The organism is Amycolatopsis sp. (genome assembly GCF_035546795.1).
GTDB lineage: Bacteria > Actinomycetota > Actinomycetes > Mycobacteriales > Pseudonocardiaceae > Amycolatopsis_E.
Window position 1 is genome coordinate 1 of record NZ_DASZWC010000065.1, and the last position, 26,071, is coordinate 26,071.

Annotated in this window: 21 protein-coding genes and 2 pseudogenes; 10 read left to right on the top strand and 13 right to left on the bottom strand. The window is 69.2% G+C overall.

Annotated features, from left to right (window positions below):
* Positions 1-2,047: AfsR/SARP family transcriptional regulator (locus tag VHD82_RS31800; RefSeq protein ID WP_325712388.1), on the bottom strand; the 2,047-nt coding region annotated here is incomplete at its 3' end.
* A gap of 120 nt (positions 2,048-2,167) precedes the next feature.
* On the opposite strand from VHD82_RS31800, the pseudogene map reads away from it, so the two are divergent.
* The 3 genes and pseudogenes from map (at position 2,168) to VHD82_RS31815 (ending at position 4,873) form a co-directional block, all read left to right on the top strand.
* Positions 2,168-2,934: pseudogene (map, locus tag VHD82_RS31805) on the top strand (type I methionyl aminopeptidase).
* A 56-nt stretch (positions 2,935-2,990) separates the two neighbouring features.
* On the top strand, positions 2,991-3,827 hold the full coding sequence (locus tag VHD82_RS31810; RefSeq protein ID WP_325712390.1) for an SDR family oxidoreductase: 837 nt from the start codon (positions 2,991-2,993) through the stop codon (positions 3,825-3,827).
* A gap of 5 nt (positions 3,828-3,832) precedes the next feature.
* Positions 3,833-4,873 (top strand): alpha/beta fold hydrolase, encoded by a 1,041-nt coding sequence (locus VHD82_RS31815; RefSeq protein WP_414637604.1) that lies wholly within the window; start codon positions 3,833-3,835, stop codon positions 4,871-4,873.
* Here VHD82_RS31815 and VHD82_RS31820 read toward each other — a convergent pair.
* Positions 4,870-5,496: a YdcF family protein gene (locus tag VHD82_RS31820; RefSeq protein ID WP_325712392.1), complete on the bottom strand. Its 627-nt coding sequence runs from the start codon at positions 5,494-5,496 to the stop codon at positions 4,870-4,872. The two genes, VHD82_RS31815 and VHD82_RS31820, sit on opposite strands and share 4 nt — an antisense overlap.
* A 62-nt stretch (positions 5,497-5,558) precedes the next feature.
* On the opposite strand from VHD82_RS31820, the gene VHD82_RS31825 reads away from it, so the two are divergent.
* Positions 5,559-6,116 (top strand): GrpB family protein, encoded by a 558-nt coding sequence (locus VHD82_RS31825; RefSeq protein WP_325712394.1) that lies wholly within the window; start codon positions 5,559-5,561, stop codon positions 6,114-6,116.
* 33 nt (positions 6,117-6,149) lie between these two features.
* Here the strand turns inward: VHD82_RS31825 and VHD82_RS31830 are convergent, their stop codons facing one another.
* From VHD82_RS31830 to VHD82_RS31845, 4 genes are all read right to left on the bottom strand, one after another.
* On the bottom strand, positions 6,150-6,491 hold the full coding sequence (locus tag VHD82_RS31830) for a DUF1801 domain-containing protein (RefSeq protein WP_325712396.1): 342 nt from the start codon (positions 6,489-6,491) through the stop codon (positions 6,150-6,152).
* A 42-nt stretch (positions 6,492-6,533) separates the two neighbouring features.
* Positions 6,534-7,742 (bottom strand): acyl-CoA dehydrogenase family protein, encoded by a 1,209-nt coding sequence (locus VHD82_RS31835; RefSeq protein WP_325712398.1) that lies wholly within the window; start codon positions 7,740-7,742, stop codon positions 6,534-6,536.
* A 15-nt stretch (positions 7,743-7,757) separates the two neighbouring features.
* Positions 7,758-9,053 (bottom strand): acyl-CoA dehydrogenase family protein, encoded by a 1,296-nt coding sequence (locus tag VHD82_RS31840; RefSeq protein WP_325712400.1) that lies wholly within the window; start codon positions 9,051-9,053, stop codon positions 7,758-7,760.
* Positions 9,054-9,115: 62 nt separating this feature from the next.
* Entirely contained in the window at positions 9,116-10,336 is a 1,221-nt protein-coding gene (locus tag VHD82_RS31845; protein WP_325712402.1) for a TetR/AcrR family transcriptional regulator, read from the bottom strand.
* 109 nt (positions 10,337-10,445) lie between these two features.
* On the opposite strand from VHD82_RS31845, the gene VHD82_RS31850 reads away from it, so the two are divergent.
* A complete protein-coding gene (locus VHD82_RS31850) occupies positions 10,446-11,657 on the top strand; it encodes an acetyl-CoA C-acetyltransferase (protein WP_325712404.1) in 1,212 nt (403 codons plus the stop codon).
* Entirely contained in the window at positions 11,654-13,819 is a 2,166-nt protein-coding gene (locus VHD82_RS31855; RefSeq protein WP_325712406.1) for a 3-hydroxyacyl-CoA dehydrogenase NAD-binding domain-containing protein, read from the top strand. The genes VHD82_RS31850 and VHD82_RS31855 overlap by 4 nt, the downstream gene beginning before the upstream one ends.
* Before the next feature lie 326 nt (positions 13,820-14,145).
* On the opposite strand, the gene VHD82_RS31860 is transcribed toward VHD82_RS31855, so the two are convergent.
* The 4 genes from VHD82_RS31860 to VHD82_RS31875 form a co-directional block, all read right to left on the bottom strand.
* A complete protein-coding gene (locus tag VHD82_RS31860; protein ID WP_325712407.1) occupies positions 14,146-15,699 on the bottom strand; it encodes an acetolactate synthase large subunit in 1,554 nt (517 codons plus the stop codon).
* A 7-nt stretch (positions 15,700-15,706) separates the two neighbouring features.
* Positions 15,707-17,080, bottom strand: coding sequence for an FAD-binding oxidoreductase (locus VHD82_RS31865; protein ID WP_325712409.1), 1,374 nt, complete (start codon positions 17,078-17,080; stop codon positions 15,707-15,709).
* A 650-nt stretch (positions 17,081-17,730) separates the two neighbouring features.
* Entirely contained in the window at positions 17,731-18,231 is a 501-nt protein-coding gene (locus VHD82_RS31870) for a DUF3830 family protein (RefSeq protein ID WP_325712410.1), read from the bottom strand.
* Between the two features lie 13 nt (positions 18,232-18,244).
* Positions 18,245-19,501, bottom strand: coding sequence for an aspartate aminotransferase family protein (locus VHD82_RS31875; RefSeq protein WP_325712411.1), 1,257 nt, complete (start codon positions 19,499-19,501; stop codon positions 18,245-18,247).
* Positions 19,502-19,567: 66 nt separating this feature from the next.
* Here VHD82_RS31875 and VHD82_RS31880 point away from each other — a divergent pair, with 66 nt between their 5' ends.
* The 4 genes and pseudogenes from VHD82_RS31880 to VHD82_RS36920 all read left to right on the top strand — a co-directional run bounded on the left by VHD82_RS31880 (position 19,568) and on the right by VHD82_RS36920 (position 22,183).
* Entirely contained in the window at positions 19,568-21,040 is a 1,473-nt protein-coding gene (locus VHD82_RS31880; RefSeq protein WP_325712412.1) for an NAD-dependent succinate-semialdehyde dehydrogenase, read from the top strand.
* 68 nt (positions 21,041-21,108) lie between these two features.
* Positions 21,109-21,729 (top strand): annotated as a pseudogene (locus VHD82_RS31885) (isocitrate/isopropylmalate family dehydrogenase); the annotation flags it as partial.
* A gap of 95 nt (positions 21,730-21,824) precedes the next feature.
* On the top strand, positions 21,825-22,025 hold the full coding sequence (locus tag VHD82_RS36915; protein WP_414637601.1) for a hypothetical protein: 201 nt from the start codon (positions 21,825-21,827) through the stop codon (positions 22,023-22,025).
* Positions 22,022-22,183 (top strand): hypothetical protein, encoded by a 162-nt coding sequence (locus VHD82_RS36920; RefSeq protein WP_414637602.1) that lies wholly within the window; start codon positions 22,022-22,024, stop codon positions 22,181-22,183. The genes VHD82_RS36915 and VHD82_RS36920 overlap by 4 nt, the downstream gene beginning before the upstream one ends.
* Here the strand turns inward: VHD82_RS36920 and VHD82_RS31895 are convergent.
* From VHD82_RS31895 to VHD82_RS31905, 3 genes are read right to left on the bottom strand one after another with little or no spacing between them, the layout of a single operon-like run.
* Positions 22,150-24,315: a hypothetical protein gene (locus VHD82_RS31895; protein WP_325712414.1), complete on the bottom strand. Its 2,166-nt coding sequence runs from the start codon at positions 24,313-24,315 to the stop codon at positions 22,150-22,152. The genes VHD82_RS36920 and VHD82_RS31895 overlap by 34 nt on opposite strands.
* Positions 24,312-25,745 (bottom strand): PrsW family intramembrane metalloprotease, encoded by a 1,434-nt coding sequence (locus VHD82_RS31900; RefSeq protein WP_325712416.1) that lies wholly within the window; start codon positions 25,743-25,745, stop codon positions 24,312-24,314. Before VHD82_RS31900 ends, VHD82_RS31895 begins: the two co-directional genes overlap by 4 nt.
* Entirely contained in the window at positions 25,742-26,029 is a 288-nt protein-coding gene (locus VHD82_RS31905; protein ID WP_325712418.1) for a hypothetical protein, read from the bottom strand. The genes VHD82_RS31900 and VHD82_RS31905 overlap by 4 nt, the downstream gene beginning before the upstream one ends.
* Positions 26,030-26,071 lie beyond the last annotated feature (42 nt).

Genomic DNA, 26,071 nt, shown 5'->3' on the forward strand with positions numbered 1-26,071 from the left:
TGGCGGTTTCGGCGAGCCGGCGCCGGATCGCCGCCAGCTGCTCGAAACCACCGCCGAGGTGCAGTGCCGGTACGACCAGATCGGCGAGCCGGGCGGCGTCGGCGTGCCAACCCGCTTCGCAGGCATTGTCGATCACCGACAGCAACAGGTCGCGTTCCCGCCCGGCCCACACCCCTGGCGGGCAGCCCAACGGCGGCAGGTCCATCCCCGGCCTGCTGGTTCCTTGATAGGGCTGGAGTTCCTCGGTCCACCGAGCAGCTTCCTGATGCACTTCCTCGCCGCGCGTGAGCAGTACGTCCAACAGCCGGCGAAGCGGCGCTGTCTGATCCTCTTCGGACGCGAGGTCCTGCGCGAACAACGCGACCAGGTCGTGGGTGCGATAGCGGGCGTCCCCGCACGGCTCCAGCAGCGCCGACGCCGCGAGCGACTCGATCAGCCGTTCGCCGTCGCTCTCGTCGGTGACCGCACCGAGCGCCCAGGCCGGAAAACCCGTGCGTGGCAACAAAGCCGTCCTGCGCAGGGCGATCTGCGCGGGCGGGGAAAGACCGCCGTAGGTCAGCGCGAGGCTGGCGCGGACCTCCATGCCTTCGACCGCGAGTTCGTCCAGCCGCGTCCGCTCGCCGTACAGCCGTTCGACGAGCGTGCTCAACGGCGCCTCCGGCCGGAGCGACAGGCGGGCGCCCGCGATTCGCAAGGCCAGCGGCAACGCCCCGCACAGCCGGACGAGTTCTTCCGCGTGCGCGCGCTCGGCCGCCACCCGGTCCTCGCCGATCATCTGGTTCAGCAACCGGATTCCGCTTGCGCTGCCGAGCGGATCGACCCGCAGCCGCCGCGCGCCGGGCAGATCCAGCAAGGAACGCCGGGAGGTGACGAGCACCCCGCAACCGCCGGTACCCGGCAGCGCAGACGCTATCTGCCCAGCTTCGGCGGCGTCGTCCAGCACCAGCAGGACGCGCCGGTCGGCGAGCCGCGCACGCAGCCCCGCCGAACGTGCCCCGGTCTGCACCGGGATCTGGCCCGCGGGCAGGCCGCTGGCGAGCAGGAGCTGTTCCAGGAGTTCGTGTGCGGAGGCCCGGCCGGAATGGTGGTCATAAAGCGCTGCGAACCATTGGCCGTCGGGATAGCGTTCGCGCAGGCGATGCGCGGCCTGGATGGCGAGTGTGCTCTTGCCGACGCCCGGTTGCCCCCAGACGACGAGCACGCGGGTGGTCTCACCCGGTTCGAGCAGCTCCTCGACCCTGGCCAGCGTCCCTTCGCGACCGACGAAATCTTCGATCCGCGCGGGCAGCTGGCAGACCGGCTCCCATTGCGCGCCCTCGGCGGTGAGCGCGTTCGCGTGCAACTCCCGCAGCTGCGCGCCCGGTTCCACACCGAGCTCCTCGGCCAGTACCGCGCGGGCGTCGGCGTACACCGCAAGCATTTCGGCCTGCGCGCCGGTCTGCTGCAGCGCGCGCATCAGCTGTGCCCAGAACTGTTCGCGTAGCGGATAACGCTGGGTGAGCCGCCGCAGCTCGGGCACGGTTTCCGTGGCCCGGCCGGTCTGCAGGTCCAGCTCGATACGGCGGCTCAGCGCCGTCAATCGCAGCTCTTCCAGCTCTTCCCGTTCGCCTTCGGCGAGCGGCGACAGCGCCAGATCGTCACCCCAGAGCGCGAGCGCGGTAGCCAGCTGTGCGCGCTCCGTTATCGGATCCGGCGCCTGGCGGGCTGCTTCGGTGCACTTGGTGAACTCCAGCAGATCGAGCTCGCATTCGGTGACGTCGATCCGGTAGCCGCCCGGTTCGGCGCGGATCCGGTCCGCGTCGCCCAACGCCGTCCGCAGGCGTTTGACCAGCACGTGCAGGCTGTTGGTGGCGTTCTTCGGGCGCCGCTGCCAGATGGCGTCGATCAGGTCGTCGGCCGGGACGACCTCGCCGGGGTGGGCGAGCAGTGTGGCGAGCAGGCTGCGGTTCAGGCGGGACCGCAGGTCCAGCGGCGCGCCGTCGGCCTCGACGGAGAACCGGCCGAGCAGGCGGAAGCGCCACTTGGCGCGCTGGTTCGCTTTCTCCACGGCGTGATCTCCATTGACGGCTTCCGGAACCAGACGATACGGAAGCCGATCAAGACCGTTGCCGCGCCCGCACCCCTGTGCTAGGAATTCCGGTATAACTATACCGTGAGGATGAGTTCAGTGATCGAGTTGAAGACCGAGAGCGAGCTGGCCGTGCTCCGCGAGGCCGGCCGGGTCGTGGCGACAGTACTGCAGGCCTTGCGCCGGTCCGCGGCGGTCGGCACGAGCCTGCTCGAACTCGACGCGCAGGCGGCCGCCCTGCTTTCCGAGGCCGGGGCGAAGTCCTCGTTCCTGCACTATCACCCGAGGTTCGCGCCGAGTCCGTATCCGGCCGTGCTCTGCACGAGCGTGAACGACGCGGTGGTGCACGGCATCCCCACGGACTACCGGCTGCGTGACGGGGACCTGTTGAGCGTGGACTTCGGCGCGTCCGTCGACGGCTGGCACGGCGACGCGGCGATCAGTTTCGTCGTCGGCACGGCGGATCCGGCGGACGAGGCGCTGATCCAGACCACCGAACGCGGGCTCGCGGCCGGTATCGCGCAGGCCAAGCCCGGCAACAGGCTGGGCGACGTGTCGCACGCGGTGGGTGTCATCGGGCGCCGCGCCGGGTACGGGCTGTTGCCGACCACGGTGGGCACGGCGTCGGCCGGGCGATGCACGAGGAGCCGCATGTGCCCAACGAAGGCCCTGCCGGCAAAGGAATCCGCCTGCGGCCCGGCATGGTCCTCGCGATCGAGCCGATGTTCGTGGCGGGTGGCCGCGACGAGTACCGCTACGGCGAGGACGGCTGGACGCTGTTCACCGTGGACGGCAGCCGCGCCGCGCATGTCGAGCACACCGTGGCCATCACCGAGGACGGCCCGCGAATCCTGACGGCGCTGTGAGAATCCGCCCGGGTGGCTGTGACACCTCCTGGTAAATCCGTCTCGTGGCAGGCAGGATGACCGGTATGGCAAAGACGCTGCTTGGAAAGGTCATCGTCATCACCGGTGGTGCGCAGGGCATCGGGGCGACCACCGCGAAGGCGCTGGTGCGCGAAGGGGCGCGCGTCGCCATCGGCGACCTCGACGAGGCGCGCGCGGAGAAGACGGCGGGCGAGCTCGGCGGCGAAACACTCGCGCTGCGGCTGGATGTCACCGACACCAAGGCGTTCACCGAGTTCCTCGACGAGGTGGAGCGGCGCCTCGGCCCGATCGACGTGCTGATCAACAACGCCGGGATCATGCTGCTCAACCCGTTGGAGCAGGAGGACGACGACGCCACCACGCGCCAGCTGGACATCAACCTGCACGCCGTGATCCACGGCACCCGCGAGGCCGTGCGCCGGATGCGCCCGCGCGCCGGCGGGCACATCGTGAACGTCGCGTCACAGGCCGGGAAGGTCGGTTTCCCTGGCGCCGCAACGTATTGCGCCACGAAGCACGCGGTGGTCGGCCTGTCCGAGGCGGTCCGGCAGGAGCTGCGTGGGTCCGGTGTGGACATTTCGTGCGTGATGCCCACCGTGGTGCGCACCCACCTCGCCGACGGGCTGGTCGAGACCAAGCTGTTCAAGCCGGTGCAGCCCGAGGACGTGGCGACGGCGATCGTCGCGACCCTCAAGGAGCCGAAGTTCGACGTTTACGTGCCGCGCTCACTGGACGCGACCGGCAGGCTGGGCCGGTTGCTCCCGCGCGCGGCTTCGGAGTGGTTCATGCGGACCATCGGGGCGGATAAGGTGTTCTCGAAGGCGCACGCCGGCGAGCGCGCGGAGTACGAGGCGAAGGTGCGGCACTCTTGATCACGATGTCCCCGGTCAGCATGGCCGCCGCCGCGGCGAACGTGGTCGGCAAGCTACAGGGCGGGCTGGCGGACCTGCGGCCGGTGCCGCGCACGCTGATCGACCAGGGGCCGAACCGGTCCCTGTACCGGCTCGCCTCCGCCGGGGAGGCGGAAGGGCCGCCCGTCCTGCTCGTGCCGCCGCTGGCCGCGCCCGCGCTGTGCTTCGACCTGCGGCGTGGTTGTTCGCTCGCGGAGCATCTCGTCGAGGGCGGGCGCCGCACGTACCTTGTGGACTACGGCAATGTGGCCTTCTCGGACCGGCGCCTCGGCATCGAGCACTGGATCGACGAGGTGCTGCCGCGCGCGATCCGGAAGGTCAGCGAGGATTCCGGCGGGCAGGGCGTGCACATCGTGGCGTGGTGTCTCGGCGGGCTGTTCTCGTTGCTGACCGCCGCCAGCGGGGGCGACCTGCCGATCGAGTCCATCGTCACGGTGGCCTCGCCGGTGGACTTCACCGCGATCCCGTTGATCGCCCCGTTCCGGCCGCTGGTGGAGGCGACCGGCGGGCATCTGCTGACCCCGTTCTACCGGATGTTCGGCGGCGCACCGTCCTATGTGGTCGGCCGGGTGTTCTGGGCGACCGGGATCAACAAGGAGATCACCAAGCCGCTGGCGATCCTGCGCAACCTCGACGACCGGGACTACCTGGCCCAGATCGAGGCCGTGGACCACTTCATGGACAACATGATCGCCTACCCCGGGCGCACGTTCGGCCAGATCTACCACCGGTTCTTCCGCGCGAACGACCTCGCCGACGGTTCGCTGGACCTGAACGGGCGGATCATCGCGCTGGCCCACATCAAGGTGCCGACCCTGATCATCGCGGGCGAGAACGACACCATCGCCCCGCGCCCCGCCGTGGAGCGGTTGGCCGGGCTGCTGACGGGCGCGGCGTCCGTCCGGTTCGAGACGGCGCCGGGCGGGCACCTCGGCGTGCTCACCGGTCGCCGCGCACGCGGGACGACCTGGCACCACATCGACAACTTCCTCGACGAGATGGCCTAGATCAGTCGCCGCGTGTATCCGGCGTCCACGAGCCGCTGATAGGCCGCGGCCACATCGGCCGGGACTTCTTGCGGAATGGCGAAACCACGCCGGGCGTACTCGGTGATCCGCTGGGTATCGCCGACCAGCATGTTGATCACCTTGTCCTCGTCGCCGATGGCGGCGAGGTACTCCGCCAGCGGCAGCGGCCTTGACGTACAACGGACTTCTACCTCGGGCCAGAGCTTGCGGCACGTGGCGAACGCCCGCCGCTGCTGGTACGGACGGCAGATCAGCAGGACGGAGCGGATGTCCCGGCCGGCGAGCAGGCGCTGGGTGAACAGGATGTTTTCGCCGGTGTTGCGCGCCTCGGGCTCGACGAGGATCGCGCTGTCCGGCACGCCGAGTTCGAGCGCGTGCTCGCGGTAGTGCACCGCCTCGCCGCGCGGAAAGCGGTCGATCGTCGTGGGCGCGTTGGACCCGGTGAACACGAGCAGCGGGAACAGTCCATTGTGGAACAGTTCGGCGGACCGGGTGGCCACCCCGAGGTCGTGGCTGCCGAGCCCGATCCCGACGTCGGACGGCCGCGGTTCCTGGTGCAGGTCGTGGTAGTCCCACAACGTGCGCACGTCGGCTTCTCGCATCGCGCCGACTCTAGTTGACCGCTGAGATATGCTGGCCTGCTGCCCGGAGGGAGGCACTGGGGATGTCCGAAGGACTGAATGACGAGAAGCTGTCGGCGCTGCTCGTGCGCGGGCCGCGGCCGGCGAAGGTGACGCTCGCCGAATACGACCCGGCCTGGCCCGCGCGCTTCGAACGGCGTGCCGCGGAGCTGCGGGAAATCCTGGGGGAGCGCGCCCGGCTGATCGAGCACATCGGTTCGACGTCGGTGCCCGGCCTTGCCGCGAAGCCGATCGTCGACATCGTGGTGGGGATCGAGGATCCGGACGATGAGCCGGCGTATCTGCCGGACCTGGAGGCGGCGGGCTATGACCTACGGGTGCGCGAGCCGGCGCATCGCGCCCTGCGCGCCGGTGACCCTGGCGAGCCGGTGAACTTGCACTGTTACCCGCCGGATCACGTGGAGACGCGAAAGTACCTGGCGTTCCGCGCCCGCCTGCGCGCGAGCGATGCCGACCGCGAGCTTTACGAGGCCACGAAACGGGAATTGGCCCGGCGTGAGTGGCGGGACATCAACTATTACGCGGAGGCGAAGGGCCCGGTGATCGCGGAGATCCTGGCGCGGGCTGGTTGGCGCGGGTGAACGGCGCGACGATCGCCTTCCGCGAGCGGTCGCTCAGGCTCGGTTGAGGCCGACCGCTTCGCGCACCAGCGCGACGAACGCTTTCTCGTCGAGTTCGGCACCCTCGTGGATGTCGATGGCGCGGCGCGTGCTGGCGCCCAGGCTCGCGTTGAACAGCCCGGCCGGGTCGGCGAGCGACGCGCCCTTGGCGAAGGTGACCTTCACCTTGTCCTTGTAGGTCTCGAGCGTGCAGATCAGGCCGGAGTACGAAAACGTCGGCACCCCGTCGGGGTTCGATGCCTTGCGCCACTTCGCTTCCTCGACCACGTCGGGCTCGGCCTCGACGATGAGCGCCCGCACGCGGTCGCGGATTTCGGCTCTCCAGTCAGCGGTCATGGGACGGGACTTTACAGGCATTCCCCGGTACCGGCAGTCGAGCTACTTCAGTTCGCTCGACGTCTTCCCCAGCACGCGACGGGCCACGATCAGCTGCTGGATCTGCTGCGTCCCTTCGAAGATGTCCAAAATCTTCGAGTCGCGCGCCCACTTCTCCAGCAACGATTCCTCCGAATACCCGTACGCCCCGGCCAGTTCCACGCACTTCAACGTGATGTCCACGACCGAGCGCCCGGCCTTGGCCTTCGCCATCGAGGCCTGCAGCGAGTTCGGCTTGCGGTTGTCCGCCATCCACGCCGACTCCAGGGTCAGCAGGTACGCCGCCTCGTAGTCCGCCTCCAGGTCGAGGTAGGCGGCGGCCGCCGCGTGCTGGGTGTTGGCGGGCTGGTCGTAGTCCACGGTCACGCCCGCCTCGGCGAGGATGCGCGAGGTCTCCTCCAGCGCCGCCCGCGCCACGCCGAGTGCCATGGCGGCCACCAGGGGGCGCGTGTTGTCGAAGGTCTGCATGACCCCGGCGAACCCCTTCTTGGTGTCCACCTCGGGGCTGCCCAGCAGGTTCTCCTTCGGCACCCGGCAGTTGTCGAACCGCAGCACGGCGGTGTCCGACGCGCGGATGCCGAGTTTGTGTTCCAGCCGCACGACCTCGAAGCCGGGCGTGCCCTTCTCCACGACGAACGACTTGATCGCCGCCCGGCCCTTCGACTTGTCCAAAGTGGCCCAGACGACCACCGCGTCCGCGCGCTGGCCCGAAGTCACGAAGATCTTCTCGCCGTTGAGAATATAGGCATCACCGTCCTCGACAGCCGTGGTGGTGATCGCCGCCGAGTCGGAACCGCAGTCCGGTTCGGTGATGGCCATCGCGGCCCACAGTTTGCCGAAGCGCGTCAGCTGTTCCTCGTTCGCGACCGAGGCGATCGCCGCGTTGCCAAGGCCCTGCCGCGGCATCGACAGCAACAGTGCCACGTCACCCCAGCACATCTCGATCGTGCCGAGCACCGTGTTCAGGTTCCCGCCGTTGCGGTTGCCCTTCGAGGTTTCCTTGTCGTCACGCCGGACACCGGCCGCACCGGCACCGCCTTCGCCGGACGAGTTCAGCCCGTCCAGCACCGCGGCGAACATGTCCAGTTCGGACGGATACGCATGCTCGGCGCGGTCGTACTTCCGCGAGATCGGGCGCAGCACCTGGGAAGCGGCCTGGTACGCCTGGTTGATCAGCGCGCCGGCCTTCTTCGGGGGTTCAAGATTGATCACAGCCAAAACCCTTCTCTACAGGAGGACGACGCCCTCGGCGATACCGATCGCGCGCAGATCGCGGTACCACCGTTCCACCGGATGCTCCTTGGTGAACCCGTGCCCGCCCAGCAGTTGCACGCCCGCGCTGCCGATCCGCATTCCCTTGTCCGTGGCCAGTTTCCGTGCCAGTGCCACCTCGCGGGCGTAGGGCTTGCCCTGCTCGGCACGCGCGGCGGCGCGCAGTGTCACCAGCCGCATGCCCTCCACCTCGATCGCGATGTCGGCGACCGAGAACGCGACCGCCTGCCGGTGGCTGATCGGCTCGCCGAACGCGGTGCGGTCGTTCACATACGGCACCACGTAATCGAGCACGGCCTTCGCGGTGCCCGTCGCCAGCGCCGCCCAGCCCAGCCGCGAAAGCCGGACGACGTCGGTGAAGACGTCCGGCGCGGCGCCGCCCAGCAACGCGTTCGCGGGCAGCTTCACGTTCTCCAGGAACAACCTCCCGGTCGCCGCGCCGCGCAGGCCCATCGCCGGTTCGGCCTCGATCGAGATCCCCGGCGTGGACGATTCGACGATGAACAGCGCCGGCCCGCGCCCTTCCAAATCGGCCGAGACGATGAACAGTTCCGCTTGTGCCGCGCGGGGAACCAGCGACTTGACGCCGTTCAGCTGGTAGCCCGAGGGCGTCCGTTTCGCGTGCACGGCGGGCTTGAACGGGTCGAACAGCGGCCGTGCCTCCTGCAACGCGAGCGCTGCGGCCGGCACGTTCTCGCCGACGAAAGCCGGCAGGTAGTCGGCTTGCTGTTGCGCGTCGCCCCACAGGACCAGCGCCGTGCTCACCGCGGAGGGAGCAAGCACCGCCACGGCGAGACCGAGGTCGCCGTGCGCGAGCGCTTCGGCGATCAGCGCGCTGGTGACCACGGACCGCTCCGTGCCCGCGCCGCCGAGTTCCTCGGGTATACCGATCTGTGTAACGCCCAGCTCCGCGGCCCGCGTCAGCAGGCCGTCCGGCGGAGCCAGCTTCGCGTCCGCCTCGGCTGCGGCCGGGCGCAGCTGCTCGGCCGCGAACTCGGCGACCGTCTCGGCGATCAGCTGCTGTTCTTCGCTCGGGGTGAGGTCGAACAGGCCGTTCGTCGAAGGCGCCGCGGGCCGTGCGGGCTGGCCGAGCCGCCGCGCGGAGGTGAAGGTGCGGTTCGCCGCACCCGCCACGCGGAAGCCGTTCTTCGTTGCCGTGCCGACCAGGTTCTGCACCGGCGCGCGGAGCCCCGCGCGCTCCAGTGTCCTGCTTCCGGCGAGCTTCGTCAGCCCGGCGAGCGCGGCGCCCATGACGTCTCGCTTTCGCCGCGGTGTTCGGTTGAGCGCTGCCACGTCGCACTCCCATCAGACCATTACCTACTCGTGAGTAGGTTACCACGAGTCAGGTCTCCGGCCACGTGCAGCGCGGCTTCCATCAACGTACGCAGCTCGGCGGACAGATTCGGGCGGCCGGCGACCCGGCGCGTGCGGGCGAGATCGTTGGCGATGGTGAGTGCCGCATGCACGGTGATCTTGGCTTCCTTCGGCGGAAGTTCCGGCCGCGCGGCGCAGAGCAGGTTCACCCAGCGGCCGACGTATTCCCGCTGCGTACGCAACAAATCCGCGCGCTCGGCCTCGGCGAAGTTCACCCCGTCGACGGCGAACGACACGGTCAGCTCGGCGGAGCCGGTCAGCACCTGAACGTATGAATCGACCAGGCCGCGCAGCGCCGAGGCCTCGTCGGGGCTGCGACGCAGCACCTCGTCGGCCGCGAGCGCCAACCGGTCCGCCGCGCGTCGTCCGATCGCGTAGACCAGGTTGGCTTTGCTCGGGAAATGCCGGTACACGCTCGGGCCCGCGATACCGGCGGCCGATCCGATGTCCTCCATGCTCACCGCGTGGAAACCGCGCTGGCGGAACAACTCCGCGGCCTCGGTCATCAGCTGCTCACGTCGCGACGGGGTGCCGACGCCGAGCGCGGCCACGGGCTCCACCACGTCAGCCTGCGGAGGGAGATCGGCGGACAGGACCCGCTTCGCGAGCTCGACGAGCAACTGCACGAAGCGCCGCTTCGGCACCGTCGTGCGGTGCACGGACACGCTGCCGTACACGCTCAGCGCGGCCCAGCAGAGCAGCTCCGCGTCGGCCGCGTCCAGCTCCGGGCGGACGTCCAGCAGCACCTTCGCCCAGCTCGTGAGGATCGCGCTGGATTTCTTGCCGATCTCGCGCTGGTCCTGGGCCGACAAATGCCGCCCCTCCCAGCGCCACAGCGCCGCCACGTCGCGCCGCTCGACCGACGCCGAGGCGATCCGGCTCAGCAGCTCGTCGACCTGCTCGCCGCTCGGACTGCTCAGCGCGGACAGAGCCGCCGTGGTCTCCGCCTCCATGTCGCCCACGGCCGAGAGGAGCACGTAGGAGAGCACGGCCTGCTTGTCCGCGAAGTGCCGGTACAGCGCCGGGCCGGTGATGCCTGCCGCCGCGGCGATGTCGTTGATCCCCACCCCGTAGTAGCCGCGGGCGCGGAACAGCTCGGCCGCGACGGCGGCCAGCTGGCTCTTCCTGTCCCGTGGACGACGGGTTTTCGAGGGTTGCATGGTTAGACCACTCTAGCTCTGGTGAATCACAGCGCAAGCGGTTGACACCAGGGGATATAGGCGGATTATGTTAGTGGAAATTAGCATCATCCGAGGAAAGGCCGTCGGTGTGAGCAACGAGGCATACATCTACGAGGCGATCCGCACGCCTCGTGGGAAGAACAAGGGCGGGGCCCTGCACGGGACCAAGCCGGTCGACCTGGTGGTCGGCCTGATCGACGAGCTCAAGGCGCGCCACCCGGGACTGGACCCGGCCAAGATCGAGGACATCATCCTTGGCGTGGTTTCGCCCGTCGGCGACCAGGGTGGCGACATCGCGCGCGCCGCATCGATCGTCGCCGGCCTGCCCGAGACCGTCGCCGGGGTGCAGCTGAACCGCTTCTGTTCGTCCGGCCTGGAGGCCGTCAACCAGGCCGCCGCGCGGGTGCGCTCAGGCTGGGAGAGCCTGATCCTCGCCGGTGGCGTGGAGTCGATGTCGCGGGTGCCGATGGGGTCCGACGGCGGCGCGATGTTCACCGACCCGGCGACCAACTACGACTCCTACTTCGCTCCGCAGGGCATCGGGGCCGACCTGATCGCCACCATCGAGGGCTTCTCCCGCGAGGACGTGGACCGCTTCGCGGTGCGCTCACAGGAGAAGGCCGAGGCGGCCTGGTCCGGTGGCTACTTCGCCAAGTCCGTGGTGCCGGTCAAGGACATCAACGGCGTCACGATCCTCGACCACGACGAGCACCGCCGCCCCGGCAGCACCGTGGAGAGCCTTGGCAAGCTCAAGCCCGCCTTCGAGACCGTCGGCGAGTTCGGCGGTTTCGACGCGGTGGCGCTGCAGAAGTACCACCAGGTCGAGAAGATCGACCACGTGCACACCGGCGGTAACTCGTCGGGCATCGTCGACGGCGCCGCGCTGGTGCTGATCGGCGACGAGCAGGTCGGCAAGGACCTCGGACTGACCCCGCGGGCGCGCATCGTGTCCGCCGCGATCACCGGCTCCGACCCGACGATCATGCTGACCGGCCCGACGCCTGCCACCCAGAAGGTGCTCGCCAAGGCCGGGCTGACCACGGACGACATCGACCTGTTCGAGCTCAACGAGGCCTTCGCCTCGGTGGTCCTCAAGTGGATGAAGGATCTGAAGCTGCCGGACGAGAAGGTCAACGTGAACGGCGGCGCGATCGCGATGGGGCACCCGCTGGGCGCCACCGGCGCGATGATTCTCGGCACCATGGTGGACGAGCTGGAGCGGCGGCAGGCACGCCGCGCGCTGCTGTCGTTGTGCATCGGTGGCGGAATGGGTATCGGCACGATCATCGAGCGGGTGTGACAATGACTCAGACCATCAAGTGGGACAAGGACTCCGACGGAATCGTCGTGCTCACCCTCGACGACCCGAACCAGTCGGCGAACACGATGAACGCCGATTTCCGGGAGTCCCTCGGGCAGATCGTGGACCGGCTGGAGTCCGAAAAGGACTCGATCACCGGCGTCGTGATCACCTCGGCCAAGAAGACGTTCTTCGCGGGCGGTGACCTCAACGACCTGATCCAGGCGAAGCCCGAGCACGCCGCGGAGCTGACCGAAAGCACCAACGCCATGAAGGCGCAGCTGCGTCGGCTGGAGACGCTGGGCAGGCCCGTCGTCGCCGCGATCAACGGCGCCGCGCTCGGCGGCGGCCTGGAGATCGCGCTGGCCACGCACCACCGCATCGCGGCGGACGTCAAGGGCAGCGTCATCGGCCTGCCCGAGGTCGGCCTCGGCCTGCTGCCCGGGGGTGGCGGGGTCGCGCGCACCGTGCGGCTGCTCGGGATCCAGAGCGCGGTGCTGAACGTGCTCGTGCAGGGCCAGCGGCACAAGCCCGCCAAGGCGCTGGAGCTCGGCCTCGTGCACGAGCTGGTGGCGGGAGTGGACGAACTGCTGCCGAAGGCCAAGGAGTGGATCAAGGCCAACCCGGAAGCGGCGCAGCCCTGGGACGTCAAGGGCTACAAGATCCCCGGCGGTTCCCCGTCGAGCCCGTCGTTCGCGGCGAACCTGCCCGCGTTCCCGGCGAACCTGCGCAAGCAGATCAAGGGCGCCCCGATGCCGGCCCCGCGCGCGATCCTGGCCGCGGCCGTCGAGGGCGCGCAGGTCGACATCGAGACCGCGACCCTGATCGAGACGCGGTACTTCGTCAGCCTCGCGACCGGCCAGGTCGCGAAGAACATGACGAAGGCGTTCTTCTTCGACCTGCAGCACATCAACTCCGGTGGCTCGCGGCCCGAAGGCTATGAGAGGTACACCGCGAAAAAGGTCGGCGTGCTCGGCGCGGGCATGATGGGCGCCGCGATCGCTTACGTGTCAGCGAAAGCGGGCATCGACGTCGTGCTCAAGGACGTCTCGCAGGAGGCGGCCGAGAAGGGCAAGGGCTACGCGGTCAAGATCGAGGAGAAGGCGCTTTCCCGGGGCACGACCACGAAGGAGAAGTCGGACGAGCTGCTGGCGCGCATCAAGCCCACCGGCGACCCGGCCGACTTCGCCGGCGTGGACTTCGTGATCGAGGCCGTGTTCGAGAGCCAGGAGCTCAAGCACAAGGTCTTCGGTGAGATCGAGAACGTCGTCAACCCCGACGCCGTGCTCGGTTCGAACACCTCGACGCTGCCCATCACCGGTCTCGCGCAGGGCGTGCAGCGGCAGGAAGACTTCATCGGCATCCACTTCTTCTCGCCGGTGGACAAGATGCCGCTGGTGGAGATCATCCGCGGGGAGAAGACCTCGGATGCCACGCTGGCCAAGGTCTTCGACTACACCCTGCAGATCAAGAAGACGCCGATCGTGGTGCACGACAGCCGCGGCTTCTTCACCTCGCGCGTGATCGGCACGTTCATCAACGAGGCCGTCGCCGCGGTCGGCGAGGGTGTCGAGCCCGCGTCGATCGAGCAGGCCGGTTCGCAGGCCGGGTACCCGGCGCCGCCGCTGCAGCTGATGGACGAGCTGACACTGACCCTGCCGCGCAAGATCCGGCAGGAGACCCGCGCCGCGGTCGAGGCCGCGGGCGGCACCTGGAAGCCGCACGCGTCCGAGGCGGTCATCGACCGGATGCTCGACGAGTACGACCGCAAGGGCCGCTCCACGGGCGCGGGCTTCTACGAGTACGTGGACGGCAAGCGCACCCGGATCTGGCCGGGCCTGCGCGAGGCGTTCAACTCCGGCAGCGGGCAGGTTCCGTTCAAGGACCTGCAGGAGCGGATGCTGTTCGCCGAGGCACTGGAAACGGTGAAATGCTTCGACGAGGGCGTGCTCACCTCGGTGCAGGACGCCAACATCGGCTCGATCTTCGGGATCGGTTTCCCGGCGTGGACCGGTGGGGTCATCCAGTACATCAACCAGTACGAGGGTGGGTTGAAGGGCTTCGTCGCCCGCGCCCGCGAACTGGCGGACAAGTACGGTGACCACTTCCTGCCGCCCGAGAGCCTCGTGAAGAAGGCCGAAGCCGGCGAGATCTTCGAGTAGTTTCCCGCGTTGCAGGCTGCCCTCCCCGGTGCTGTCGGGGAGGGCAGCTTTTTTGTTGGTGCGCAAACGCTTTCCGCGGCCCGGCGGAGGGGTGCACGCGGCACGGCCACGCCGCGCAAGGCCAAACGTCGGCAGCGGATCATCCGCCTTTTCGCCGAATGGCACGGCGTGGGCCGCGTTCGACGCCAGGCAGGACTTGGCAGCTGGTCACCGAGTGTTCGCCGTGACCAACGTCGAACTGGATGGACCCAGCCGGGCCCGACGCTGCCCTACCTGTTGAGCCCAGCCTGCACCGCACAAGCAGGGTGCGGGCCCGTTGTGCGTCCCTACAACAGCGAAGGCACCGCAGCGTCGATCAAATGCGGACCGGGCTCCGCCAACGCCGCCCTGAACTGCTCCGCCAGTTCCTCCGCGGTGGTGGCCCGCGTCGCCGGCACGCCCATGCCCTGCGCGATCTGCACGAAGTCCATGTCCGGCCGCGAAAGGTCCAGGAGGCCGTTCGCCTTCGGTCCGCCGGCTTCCGCGCCGACGCGCTGCAGCTCCATCCGCAGGATCGCGTACGCGCGGTTGTTCAGCAGAACCGTTGTCACGTCGAGGTTTTCCCTTGCCTGCGTCCACAGCGCCGAGATCGTGTACAGCGCGCTGCCGTCGGACTGCAGTGCGATCACCGGACGGTCCGGAGCGGCGACGGCGGCGCCCGTGGCGACGGGCAGGCCCTGGCCGATCGCGCCCCCGGTCAGGGTGAGCACGTCGTGCCGGGGCGCGCCGGCGGTGGCGCCCGGCAGGAGCACGCCGGAGGTGTTGGCCTCGTCGGAGATGATGGCGTTCTCCGGCAGCAGCGCGCCGATCACCTCGACCCAGTTCTGCGGGGTCAGCGGACCGGTGGGCAGCTCCGGGCGCTTTGCTTGCTGCAGCACGGGTTCCGCGTCCGGGGCGACCTGGTCTGCGAGCGCCTCGAGCGCCGCGACGACGTCCTGGTCGATTTCGGCGAGCGTGTGCACCTGCGCGCCCTCGGGCACCAGCTCGCTCGGCTTGCCGGGGTAGGCGAAGAACGAGACGGGCGCCTTCGTCCCGGCGACGACCACGTGTTTCGTGCCGTCCAGCTGGTAGGCCGCCTGCTCGGCGAGATAGCCGAGCCGCTCGATGTCCGGCAGCCCGGCGCCCCGTTCGAGTCGGTTCGGGAAGGTTTCGAGGAACGGCTTCGCTCCCGTCGCGACGGCGATCCGGCTCAGTGCGCGGAGACCGGCCTCGTGGCAGGCGGCGCCACCGGCGAGCAGCGCGACCTGCTCGCCGCTGCGAAGCAGTTCGGCGATCGCCTTGACCGTCGTCTCGGCGACGGCGTGCCGGACGCGCGGCGGGATCGGGGGCACGGGCACGCCACCGTCGCCCCACGAGACGTCCGCGGGCAGGATCAGCGTGGCGACCCGGCCGGGCGGGTCCTGTGCGGCGGCGACCGCGGCAGCCGCGTCAGCACCCACGTCGGCCGTGCTGTCCGAGGTCCGGACCCAGCCCTTGAGCGTGCCGGCGATCGCCTCGATGTCCGACTCCAGCGGCGCGTCGTACTTCTTGTGGTACGTCGCGTGATCGCCGACCACGTTCACGATCGGCGTGTACGCGCGCCGCGCGTTGTGCAGGTTCGCCAGCCCGTTGCCGAGCCCGGGGCCCAGGTGCAGCAGCGTGGCCGCGGGCTTCCCGGCGATCCGCGCGTAACCGTCGGCGGCGCCGGTGACGACCCCCTCGAACAGGGCGAGCACGCCGCGCATCTCGGGCACCGTGTCCAGCGCCGCGACGAAGTGCATCTCCGAGGTACCGGGGTTGGCGAAGCACACGTCGACACCCGAGTCGACGAGTGTGCGGATCAGGGACTGCGCGCCGTTCATACTGCTCCTAGTCGAAAAGTACGCCGGGGTTGAGGATGGCTTCGGGATCGAAGGACTGCTTGATTCGCTTCAGCAGCTCGACCTTCGCCGGGTCCTCGAGTTCCAGGTAATGGTCCTTTTTGGCCTGTCCGATCCCGTGTTCGCCCGAGATCGCGCCGCCGGCGGCCATCCCGGCGGCGAAGATGTCGTGCAGCAGCCGGTGCCGTTTTTCCGGGTCCTTGCAGAAGATCGCGAGGTGGACGTTCCCGTCGCCGGCGTGCCCGCAGCCGATCGCGCCGGACTCGGCGGCGGTGGCGAGTTCCCGCACCTTGGCAAGGAAACCGGGCATCTCCGAGCGGGGCACCACCACGTCGATCACGTCGTCCGCACCCGCGGATTTCGCCGTCCAGAACGCCTTTTCCCGCGCTTCGATGAGCTTGCGGGCAGAACCACCGTCGAGCACGTAGACATCCGCGGCGCCCAGTTCGCCGAGCAGCTCCCCGGCCCGCTGCACGTCGCCGTCGAGCCGGTCGCCGTCGCGATTTTCCAGGCCCACCACGAGATACGCCTGTGTCGCGTCGCGGATCTCGTCCGGGACGCCGAGCGACAGCTTCTCGTTGTAGCTGATCGCGGCCATCGTCAGGTTGTCGATGTACTCCAGGATGTTCGGTCCGAGCCCGCTGGCGATCACCTTCGGGACGGCGCGCATCACCTGGTCGAGGTCGTTGAACGGGGCCAGCAGGGTGGCCGAATGCGCCAGCCGCGGATACAGCTTGACGATCACCTCGGTGGCCAGCGCGAGGGTGCCTTCGGAGCCGATGATCAGCTGTGTGAGGTCGTACCCGGTGGAGATCTTGGACGTCTTCCCGCCGGTGCGGATGATCTCGCCGGTGGGCAGAACCGCTTGCAGGCCAACGACATTGTTGCGGGTGACGCCGTATTTGACGGCGCGCATCCCGCCCGCGTTGGTGCCGACGTTGCCGCCGACGCTCGCGCTCAGCTCACCCGGGTACACGGTGTACGCGAGGCCCGCGGCGGCTGTCTTCTCGTCGAGTTCGGTCAGCGTGACGCCGGGCTGGACCACCGCGACCTGGTTGTCGACGTCGACTTCGAGCACCGAGTTCATGCGCTCGAAGGAGATCAGCAGGCCGTCCTCGCGCGGGCGCGCGGCGCCGGAAAGGCCGCTGCCGGAACCCCGTGCGGTGACCGGGATGTGCTGCTCGGCCGCCGTGGTGAGCAGCGCCGCGACTTCCTCGGCGCTGCCGGGTTTGGCCACGTAGGCCGGTTTGCTCGGTTCGCAGGTGAGCGCTTCGTCTCGCGCGTAGTCCTCGCCGACCTGCGTGCCCGTGAGCAGGTTGCGCTCGCCGACGATCTCGGCGAAGCGTGCCGCGACGTCTCCCATGACTCGCCTTTCCGTCCTCGCTTGTGGGCAGCGTAGTACGGACGATACCGGCTAGGTCATGAAGATGTTTCACGTCTAGCGGGAGCGCGGGTGTCGCCACCCGCGCTCGGGGTTTGCGGGGCCGGCCCGCGCCAACGTTCCGGCCCCGCGGAACTCATCTCGATGCTATTCGCGGATGGATCAGACCAGCCAGCCGATGAAGTGGGCCAAAGCCGCGACGGCGTGGGTCAGAATGTCGTGGGCGTGGTGGAAGTGCGCGGAAAACGCGTGCATGGAGAGGCTCCCTTACGGATTCGAAATGTGCGATTCTGCCTGCTTTCGAAAGCGAGGAGGAGATTTCCATCGAAACGGATCGGCTGTCAACGAGCATTCGCCGCAGGGGTCACGCACGCCGTTGGGCGAAGAAATCCCATCAGCTTAAACACGTGACCCTTTCGGGTTTTGTGGAGGGGGTTGCACCGGTTCGGGTGTCGACCAGTAGTAGTCCTCTGTGGACGGCCGACGTGGGACGATGACGATCTTGATGCGGCATCCGGGCGCCGCGCCCTCCCGATCGGGTGAAAGCGTTGCCACGATTGGTGAACTCGTGGATACCACGCGAACGGGTGACGGGAACCTCGCCGAGGCTCCCGTCACCCGCGTGCTCGACGTCACTCCGCCCTGGCGAACGAGAGGGTCTCGCCCTCCACGCCGCGCAGCCAGAGGTCCTGCGCGGCGGCCGCCATTTCGGGCAGGCCTTCCACGATCGTGGCGAAAACGTTACCGGGAACCCAGCCCGCGTCCCCGTTGATCAGCAAATTGTTCCGGCCGTAGAAGATCGCCAGATCGGTCGCGCCCTGATCGCCGTGCGCCTCGCTGGAATCCTCGTACCCATAAGCCGGGTTTCCGATTTCCCATGCTTCGAAACCGAAATAGCAGACGTCGCCGGGAATGGGCGTGATGGTCGGATTCTCCCGCCCCGGTTTCGGGTCCGCGAATGGCGGGACCAGCGTGTACACTTCGTTCCGCGCGTATTTCGCGTGATAGGCCGAGCCGCTTTGCGGGAGCGCGTTCCACACCGCCTGGCAGGTGCGGGGCGCCTCCTGGTCGAGCAGCACGGCACGGCAGGAAACGCCGCGCTTGTCGAGGCTGATGGTGATGTAGCGGGCCAAGGAAGTCGTCCTTTCAGCTCTTGGTCACTGCGGAGACGGTGTCCGCCCAGATGCGCAGCGCGTCGTCGATCTGCTCGGCGGTCACCACGAGCGGCGGGATCATCCGGACCACGTTCATGTACGCGCCACAGGTCAGCATCAGCAGCCCGCGCTTCGCCGCCTCCTGCTGTGCGGCCTGCGCCGTCGCGTTGTCCGGCTTGCCGTCCGCGGTGGTGAACTCGGAGCCGACGAGCAGGCCGAGCCCGCGCACGTCGCCGATCTCCGGAGTCTTGTCGCCGATCAGGCGGGCGCCTTCGAGCAGCTGCCGGCCGCGGGCGGCCGCGTTGGCGACCAGGCCCTCTTCCTCGATCACTTCGAGGGTGGCCAGCGCCGCCGCGCACGAGACGGCGTTGCCGCCGTAGGTGCCGCCCTGCGAACCGGGGAACGCCTTGGCCATCAGCTCCTTGGACGCGGCGATACCCGACAGCGGGAAGCCGCTGGCCAGGCCCTTGGCGATGGCCACCACGTCGGGCCGGACATCGAAGTGGTCGTGGCCCCAGAACTTCCCGGTGCGGCCGAACCCCGTCTGGATTTCGTCCAGCACGAGCAGGATCCCGTGCTCGTCGGCCCGCTGCCGCAGGCCCTGCAGGAACTCGGTGTTCGCCGGCACGTAGCCGCCCTCACCGAGCACCGGCTCCACGAAGAAGGCCGCGATCTCGTTGGGGGCGCTGAGGGTCGCGAACAGGTAGTCCAGCTCGCGCAGCGCGAACTTCGTGGCGGTTTGCTCATCCCAGCCGTAGTGGTAGGCGTAGGGGAAGGGCGCGACGTGCACCCCGGACATCAGCGGCGAGATGCCGGCGCTGAACCGCGTGCCGGAGGTGGTCATCGTGGCGGTGGCGACGGTGCGGCCGTGGAACCCGCCCTGGAAGACGACCACGTTCGGCCTGCCGGTGGCCTGGCGGGACAGCCGCAGCGCGGCCTCGATCGCCTCGCTGCCGGAGTTGGCGAAGAACAGCGAGTCCAGGCCGGTGGGCAGTACGTCGCCCAGCTTTTCGGTCAGCTTGAGCAGCGGCTGGTGCATGACCGTCGTGTACTGGCCGTGGATGAGCTTGCCGACCTGCTCCTGCGCGGCGCGCACCACCTTGGGGTGGCAGTGGCCGGTGGAGGTCACCCCGATGCCGGCGGTGAAGTCGAGGTGGCGGTTGCCGTCGACGTCGTAGAGGTAGGCGCCTTCGCCGTGGTCGACGACGACCGGCGTCGCTTGCTTGAGCAGGGGTGACAGCTGCGCCATCGGTACGCTCCTAGCGAGGTTGTAGATTGTTGACAATATGCATAGCATGGACCCCGGAGCGGTGCAATGACAAGGAGGGCGAGCGTGAGCGAGACCAGCGTGGTCGAGTCCGTGGACAAGGACCTGTTCATCGGCGGGAAGTGGGTGCAGGCCACGGGTGGCCGCACGTTCGCGGTGGAGGATCCCGCGACCGGTGAGGTGCTGTGCCAGGTCGCCGACGCGACCCCGCAGGACGGGCTGGCCGCGCTCGACGCCGCCGTTGCCGCGCAGCAGGAATGGGCCGCCACGGCCCCGCGCGAGCGCAGCGAAATCCTGCGCCGCGCCTATGAACTCCTGAACGCGCGCAACGAAGATCTCGCGCTGGTGATGACGCTGGAGATGGGCAAGCCGCTGGCCGAGGCGCGCGGCGAGATCTCCTACGCCGCCGAGTTCTTCCGCTGGTTCTCCGAGGAGGCCGTCCGGATCGATGGTGGCTACCAGACCGCGCCCAACGGCGCCGGCCGTTTCCTCGTCACCAAGCAGCCGGTCGGGCCGACGCTGCTGATCACGCCGTGGAACTTCCCGATGGCCATGGGCGGGCGCAAGATCGGCCCGGCGATCGCCGCGGGCTGCACGATGGTGATCAAGCCCGCCGAGCAGACCCCACTGTCGATGCTGGCGCTGGCCGCGATTCTCGTCGAGGCCGGGCTGCCCGCCGGGGTGCTGAACGTGGTCACCACAAGCAACCCCGGTGGCGTCATGGAGCCGCTGATCAGGGACGGCCGGGCACGCAAGCTGTCGTTCACCGGCTCGACCGCGGTCGGCCGCAAACTGTTGGAGCAGTGCGCGGACAAGGTGCTGCGCACGTCGATGGAGCTCGGTGGCAACGCGCCGTTCGTGGTCTTCGACGACGCGGATCTGGATGCGGCCATCGAGGGCGCGATGCAGGCGAAGATGCGCAACATCGGCGAGGCGTGCACCGCGGCGAACCGGTTCTACGTGCAGCGCGGCGTCGCGGACGAGTTCGCCCGCCGGCTCACCGAGCGGATGTCCGCGCTGCCGCTGGGCCGTGGCACCGAGCCGGGTGTCGTGGTGGGCCCGCTGATCGACACCGACGCGGTGGAGAAGGTGAAGACCCTCGTGCAGGACGCGGCCGACCGCGGCGCGACCGTGCTGACCGGCGGCGCGACGGTGGACGGGCCCGGGAACTTCTACCAGGCCACCGTGATCACCGACGTGCCGCGTGACGCGCGCATGGCCGGCGAGGAGATTTTCGGCCCGGTGGCGCCGATTTCGGTGTTCGACACCGAGGACGAGGCCGTCGCCGCGGCGAACGACACCGAGTACGGGCTGGTCAGCTACGTGTTCACGAACGACCTCAAGCGGGCGCTGCGGGTCTCGGAGAACCTGGAGGCCGGGATGATCGGGCTGAACCAGGGCATCGTGTCCAACCCGGCGGCGCCGTTCGGCGGGGTCAAGCAGTCCGGGCTCGGGCGTGAGGGTGGCGCCGTGGGCATCGACGAGTTCCTGGAGATCAAGTACATCGCGGTCGCACTGTGACGGACTGACGGATCGCGTCCATCCCCGGTGACGGCGTCGGGGTGGTCGTGGTCGTCGAGGCGCGGAAGGTGCTCGCCGGTCGCGCGGCCGACGAGCACCGAGGTGGTGATCGTGCGGGAGAACTCGGAGGGTGAGTAGTCGCGGATCGGTGGCAGGCACGAGGATTTCGCGCTGCTGGAGTCGGTGTTCACCCGGACCGGGGTGGAGCGGATCAGCCACACGATGCCGTTCTGGGACGAGATCTTCGCCGAGATGGCACTGTCCACAGTGAACAGTGCCATCTCGGCGCGCCGGCGGCGAGGACGGTGCGGCAGCCGGACCGGATCGACGTGGAGGTCGCATCCAACCTGTTCGGTGACATCCGGAGCGATCTGGCCGCGGCGGTCACCGGCGGGCTGGGCATGGCGCCGTCCGGCAACATCAACCCGCCGGGCGAGCACCCGTCCATGTTCGAAGCGGTGCACGGCAGCGCCCCGGACATCGCGCGCCATGGCATCGCGAACCCGGTGGCCCAGATCCTCGCGGGCGCGATGATGCTGACCCAGCTCGGTGAGACCGCCGCGAGCGCGGTTTCGCTTGCGGTGGAACGGGTTCTGGCCGACGGCATGGTGGCGGCCCCGGACCTCGGCGGCAAGTCGACGACCAGCGAACTGAGGGACGCCGGCGTGGCCGCGCTCGGCACGCGATAACTCCGTTCCGGCGGAAGACGCATGTTCCGGCGCCGGGCGGGGCATCTCTTCTCGCGAGGAGGAGATGCCATGAAGCTGCTCGGCTGGGGTCGGCGTTGCAGCGGCAGATCGGCCTGCGTGCCGGAGTGACGACACTCGGCGCGACGACGGCGTGGACACTCGCGCGCCTCACCGGCCCCGGCCGTCGGGCTAGCACAGTCGCGCTGGCCGGATTGGTCGGCACGCTGCTCGCCCAGACCCTGCTGACCGGCGGTGGGACCGTTCGACGCTGGCCGCCGCCGTGCTCGCTCTCGTGATCCGGACTCCGGGCGTGAGCGGGTTCTTCGGCTGCACCCCGGTGGGCCCGGTCGGCTGGACGATCGCACTCGGCTCGGCCACGTCGTCGTCGCTGCTGGGCGCGTTGTTCGAGCGGCGGTGGCTTCAGGAAGACGGAGAGGAGCGCAGCTCGAACTGACGCAGGCTGTATCCGGCGTACTGGTAGAGCTGCCCTCTCGTAGGGTGGATCGGACCGAGTTCGGCCATGGCGCGCACGTAGCCGTAGAAAAGGTTGTTCCCCGCCGCGGCCGCACGGAGGGTGCGCGCAAGCGCGGCTTCTTCGCCACCCCGTTTTTCCATCGCCTCGAGAATCGCCTCGAAGTAGCGCGGATGGCCCTGTTCGTAGCGGTTCGGATCCCCACTGGGCCCGTTGCGGCTGCCCAAACCCGCGTGTTGTCCCTTCGCCTCGATCACCACGTAGCTCTTCGCCCCGTCCGGGCCGGTCCATTCGTAGACCAGGTCGAACCGGCCCGCTCCCGCGAACCGGAGATCGTTCAGCAACCGGAAATCCCCGCCCCACCGGCGAAGCATGTCCACCGCCGCGTGCTGCCCGGCCAGCTCGCCGAACGCCTCGCCCATCGCCGTCCGGACGAGCACGAAAGCGCTCTGGTCCGCTCGGCTGAACTGCTGGACGTTCCACCGGGAGTTCGGGTTCGGCTTCCCCTGGGACGCGGCGACCAGGTCGCGGGCGAGGGACCGGCCGCCGTGTTCCTTGCCCGCCAGCACGTCGGCGAGCCATTTCCGGTCCTCGGCCAGGCTTTCCCTGGTGCCCTGGAATTCCGGCCGGATCTGGAACCGCGCCCGCACCGTCTCGCGCACGGCGGGTTTGAGCCGGAACAGGCCATCCGTGCCGCGCTCGATCGCCGGCACGGGGAAGCCGAGGAAGTTCATTTTCTCGTAGTTCTTCTTGCGCTGGACCGGCGTGCGGTTTTGGTAGAACTGCTCGAACAACTTCTGGTTACCGGCGTTCAGCTCGCTGATCAGGAAGTCGCAGGCCTGCTTTGCCGCTTCGTTCGTCGCATAGGCGAACTGTTGCTTCGCAAGCTCGGTGACCTGGCCGAGCGGCATTCCGTTCCGGGCGGCGTCGGCGGCCACCTGGTCGAGTTCGGTCGCGGTTTCGGTGAGCTGCTGGGCGTAGTCCGAGCCCAGAGGTGCTTGCCGGGCCAGCGCGCGCGCGTGCGCCGCGAGGTTTCGCACCTCGGCGACCGGAGCGGGAACCGCTACCGGAGCCTGCTGTTGCGCGATGGCTTGCGCGGGAGCCGGGTGCGGCGCCGCAGCTTGGATGTGCGTGGCCGCGTCGTGGGTGGCCTGGGTGAGTTGTCGTGCGGCGCCGACGGCCTGCGGCACCGATTGCGCGTTCTGCAAAGCCGTAGCGGCTTGGGTGGCGGCCTGTGCGGCTTGTGTCGTCCGCGCGGCGGCGGGGGCCGTCCGCTGTGCGACGCTCTTGGCGTTGTTCGCCGCTTGACGGGCGTTCCGGGCCTGGTCCCCGGCCCGGGCCGCGCGCTGCTGGAGGTCGTGGGCCTTCCGGGTCAACTCGGGTTTCGGCGTACCCGCGTCGTGCTGTGCGCCGGCTTCGGCCCACGCCTGGTCTGCCCGGGCTTGCGCTCCCGCGGCCGCCGCTTCTTGTTGCTGGGCAGTGCTTTCAGCTTGTTGCGCCGCTGCTTGCGCGTGCTGGTCCGCTGCCTGGGCGTGTTGTGCGGCTTGCCCAGTGGCGGTGGCCGCGCGCTGTGCCTGTCGTTTCGCCGGCGCCGACTCGTTTTGCGCCGCCGCCGCGCTTGCTTCCCAGGCGAACTGTTCGGCCTGGAAAATCCGCGCCTGCGCTGCCTGGAGTTCCGGGGCGACGAGCGGTACGGCGGGAGGCGGCGCAACGGTGGCCTCCGCCGCGACTTCCTCGGCGACCGTCTCTTCTTCGGCCAACTCCTGACCGAGCGTGGCCTCTTGGGCTATCGCCGTTTCCGCTACGGCGGTCTCCTCGGCGAGTTCCGCCAAGGCCATCTCTTCCAGCGCCGCCAGCTCAGGCGTTGCCGCGGCCGACAGTGCTTGGAACAGGTTGAACAGTGCCGGCGCGGCCGCCCCGCCGGCCAGCACCCCGCCCACCACCAGCATTCCCACCAACGGCGAAGCCGTCGAGCAGGCCGCGCCCACGGACGGCAGCCCGGTCTGGTAGCTCACCTTCGTGCAAGCCGACGCCTGAGGTGCGTTGCCGAGCAGGAAGAACATCGCGCACACGCCGATTGCGAACGCGCGCGCAGCCAGGTCACGGAGGGTCATACCGGCACCCTCATCGGCACCGAAGGTGCTTGTCGCAGCTGGGGTTTCCGCGCTCTGATCCGCAGCACCCGTTGCCGGAGTTCAGTTTCGTCGGGCGAGTGCACAGCTACCTCTCCCCGTGACCGGTGCCAGCGTTGGAGGCCGAGATCCAGCTGCGCGTTGTGCAGTCTGGTGAAGTAGCGATAGGCGCCGAAACCCGCGCGCCGCCACGCCTTGATCCGGAAGATGAACCGGCGCCGCGGGCTGAGCAGCAGCGCGACCTCGTTCGGCCGTACGGCACCGAACGGGGTCCTGGCCTCGGCGGGCAGTTCCTGTGCCAGCGCGGCCGCCATCGTGCGGGAACCCTTGCGCAGCAACAAAACATACAGCAGCACGGCAGGCCCGGACGTGATGATGATGGTGAGTGGCATCGCGACGAGCGTGTCGAGCCACTGGTTGTCCCCGGCCCAGGAGTCGGTGAACCTGGTGATGTGCGGCAACGCCGAGTCGGTGGCGAAGTGGAAGGCCGCCGCCGCGCCCACCCCGCAGCCGATCACCAGCGCCTTGTCCCGGCGCGCCCGCAACTGCCGCGCCACCCCGAACCCGGCGCCGGCCAGCGCCGTGAACGCGACGTGCGCGGCCATCAGCCCGAGCGACTGTCGTTGGTAGTACTGGTAAACCGCCGCGGTCGCGCCGCCGTGGCTCATGTACAGGATGCTTTCGCTGAAGTTGAACCCGAGCCCGACGGCGGCACCGAGCACGATCCCCGACACGAGTCCGTTGAAGTACCGCCGGAACACGAAGTAGCCGAGCGCGATCCCGGCCGCCTTGCCGAGTTCCTCGAACACGCCCGCGACCAGCGCGCTCAACGTCATCGCCGCCTGTTCGGTGCCGTTGATGTCGTTCCAGTCGATCAGGAATCCGGGCGCCGAGTACATCCACCAGCTGTTCATCGAACCCGCGAACCCGGCCGCGACGAAGCCGCCCCAGCCGAAGCCGGCCAGCAGGATCCGGACCGGCATGCGCCCATAGCGCTGCATCCGGTGGATCGCCCACAGGCCGAGCGCGCTGCTGGGCAGGCACGACAGCAACGCCAGCGGGGCCGCCGCGCAGATGGCGGCCGGCAGGATCAGGAACGGCATCACCAACAACGCGGTCACCATCGCGAGGCCGGTCCGCCGCTGGTGTCCCGCGAGGAGGGGGTCGGGCGTTGCCCGTGCCTGCCAGCGGACCGCGAGCCAGACGACCAGTGCGGCCAGCCAGCTGACCACGACGGCCGCCTTGGTCACGGTGAACGCGGGCACCTGCGGCAGCGGGATGATCGTCGCGAACCAGTACGGGCTCCGCACTTGCGGGCGCAGCAGGTAGACCAGCCAGCCGAGGCCGAACACCGCCGACATCCCGCCGAGGATCAGCAGCGCGGCGCGCTGTCTCGTGTCGCGCGGCGTCACGGCGTCCCCGGCAGCTGTGGCAAGGACGGGAAGTCGGTCGGCAGGTCGCTCGGCAGACCCGTGGGGAAATCCGTTGGCAGCGAAGGATAACCCGACGGCAGGCTCGGCAGCCGGGGGAGCGACGGCAGCTGTGGCAGCGCCGGTACCTCGATCGCCGGGCCGATGCCGAGCCCCACCACAAACCCGGCGATCGCGACCAGTAGCCCGATCACCCCGCAGACGACGAGCGCCCGGAAATGCGGCCGCGCTTCATAACCACGTGGTGCGGGCGAGCTCCGCGTCATCTGCCGCCTCCCCGGACGCCGGTCGGGGATGAGCGTGGCAGC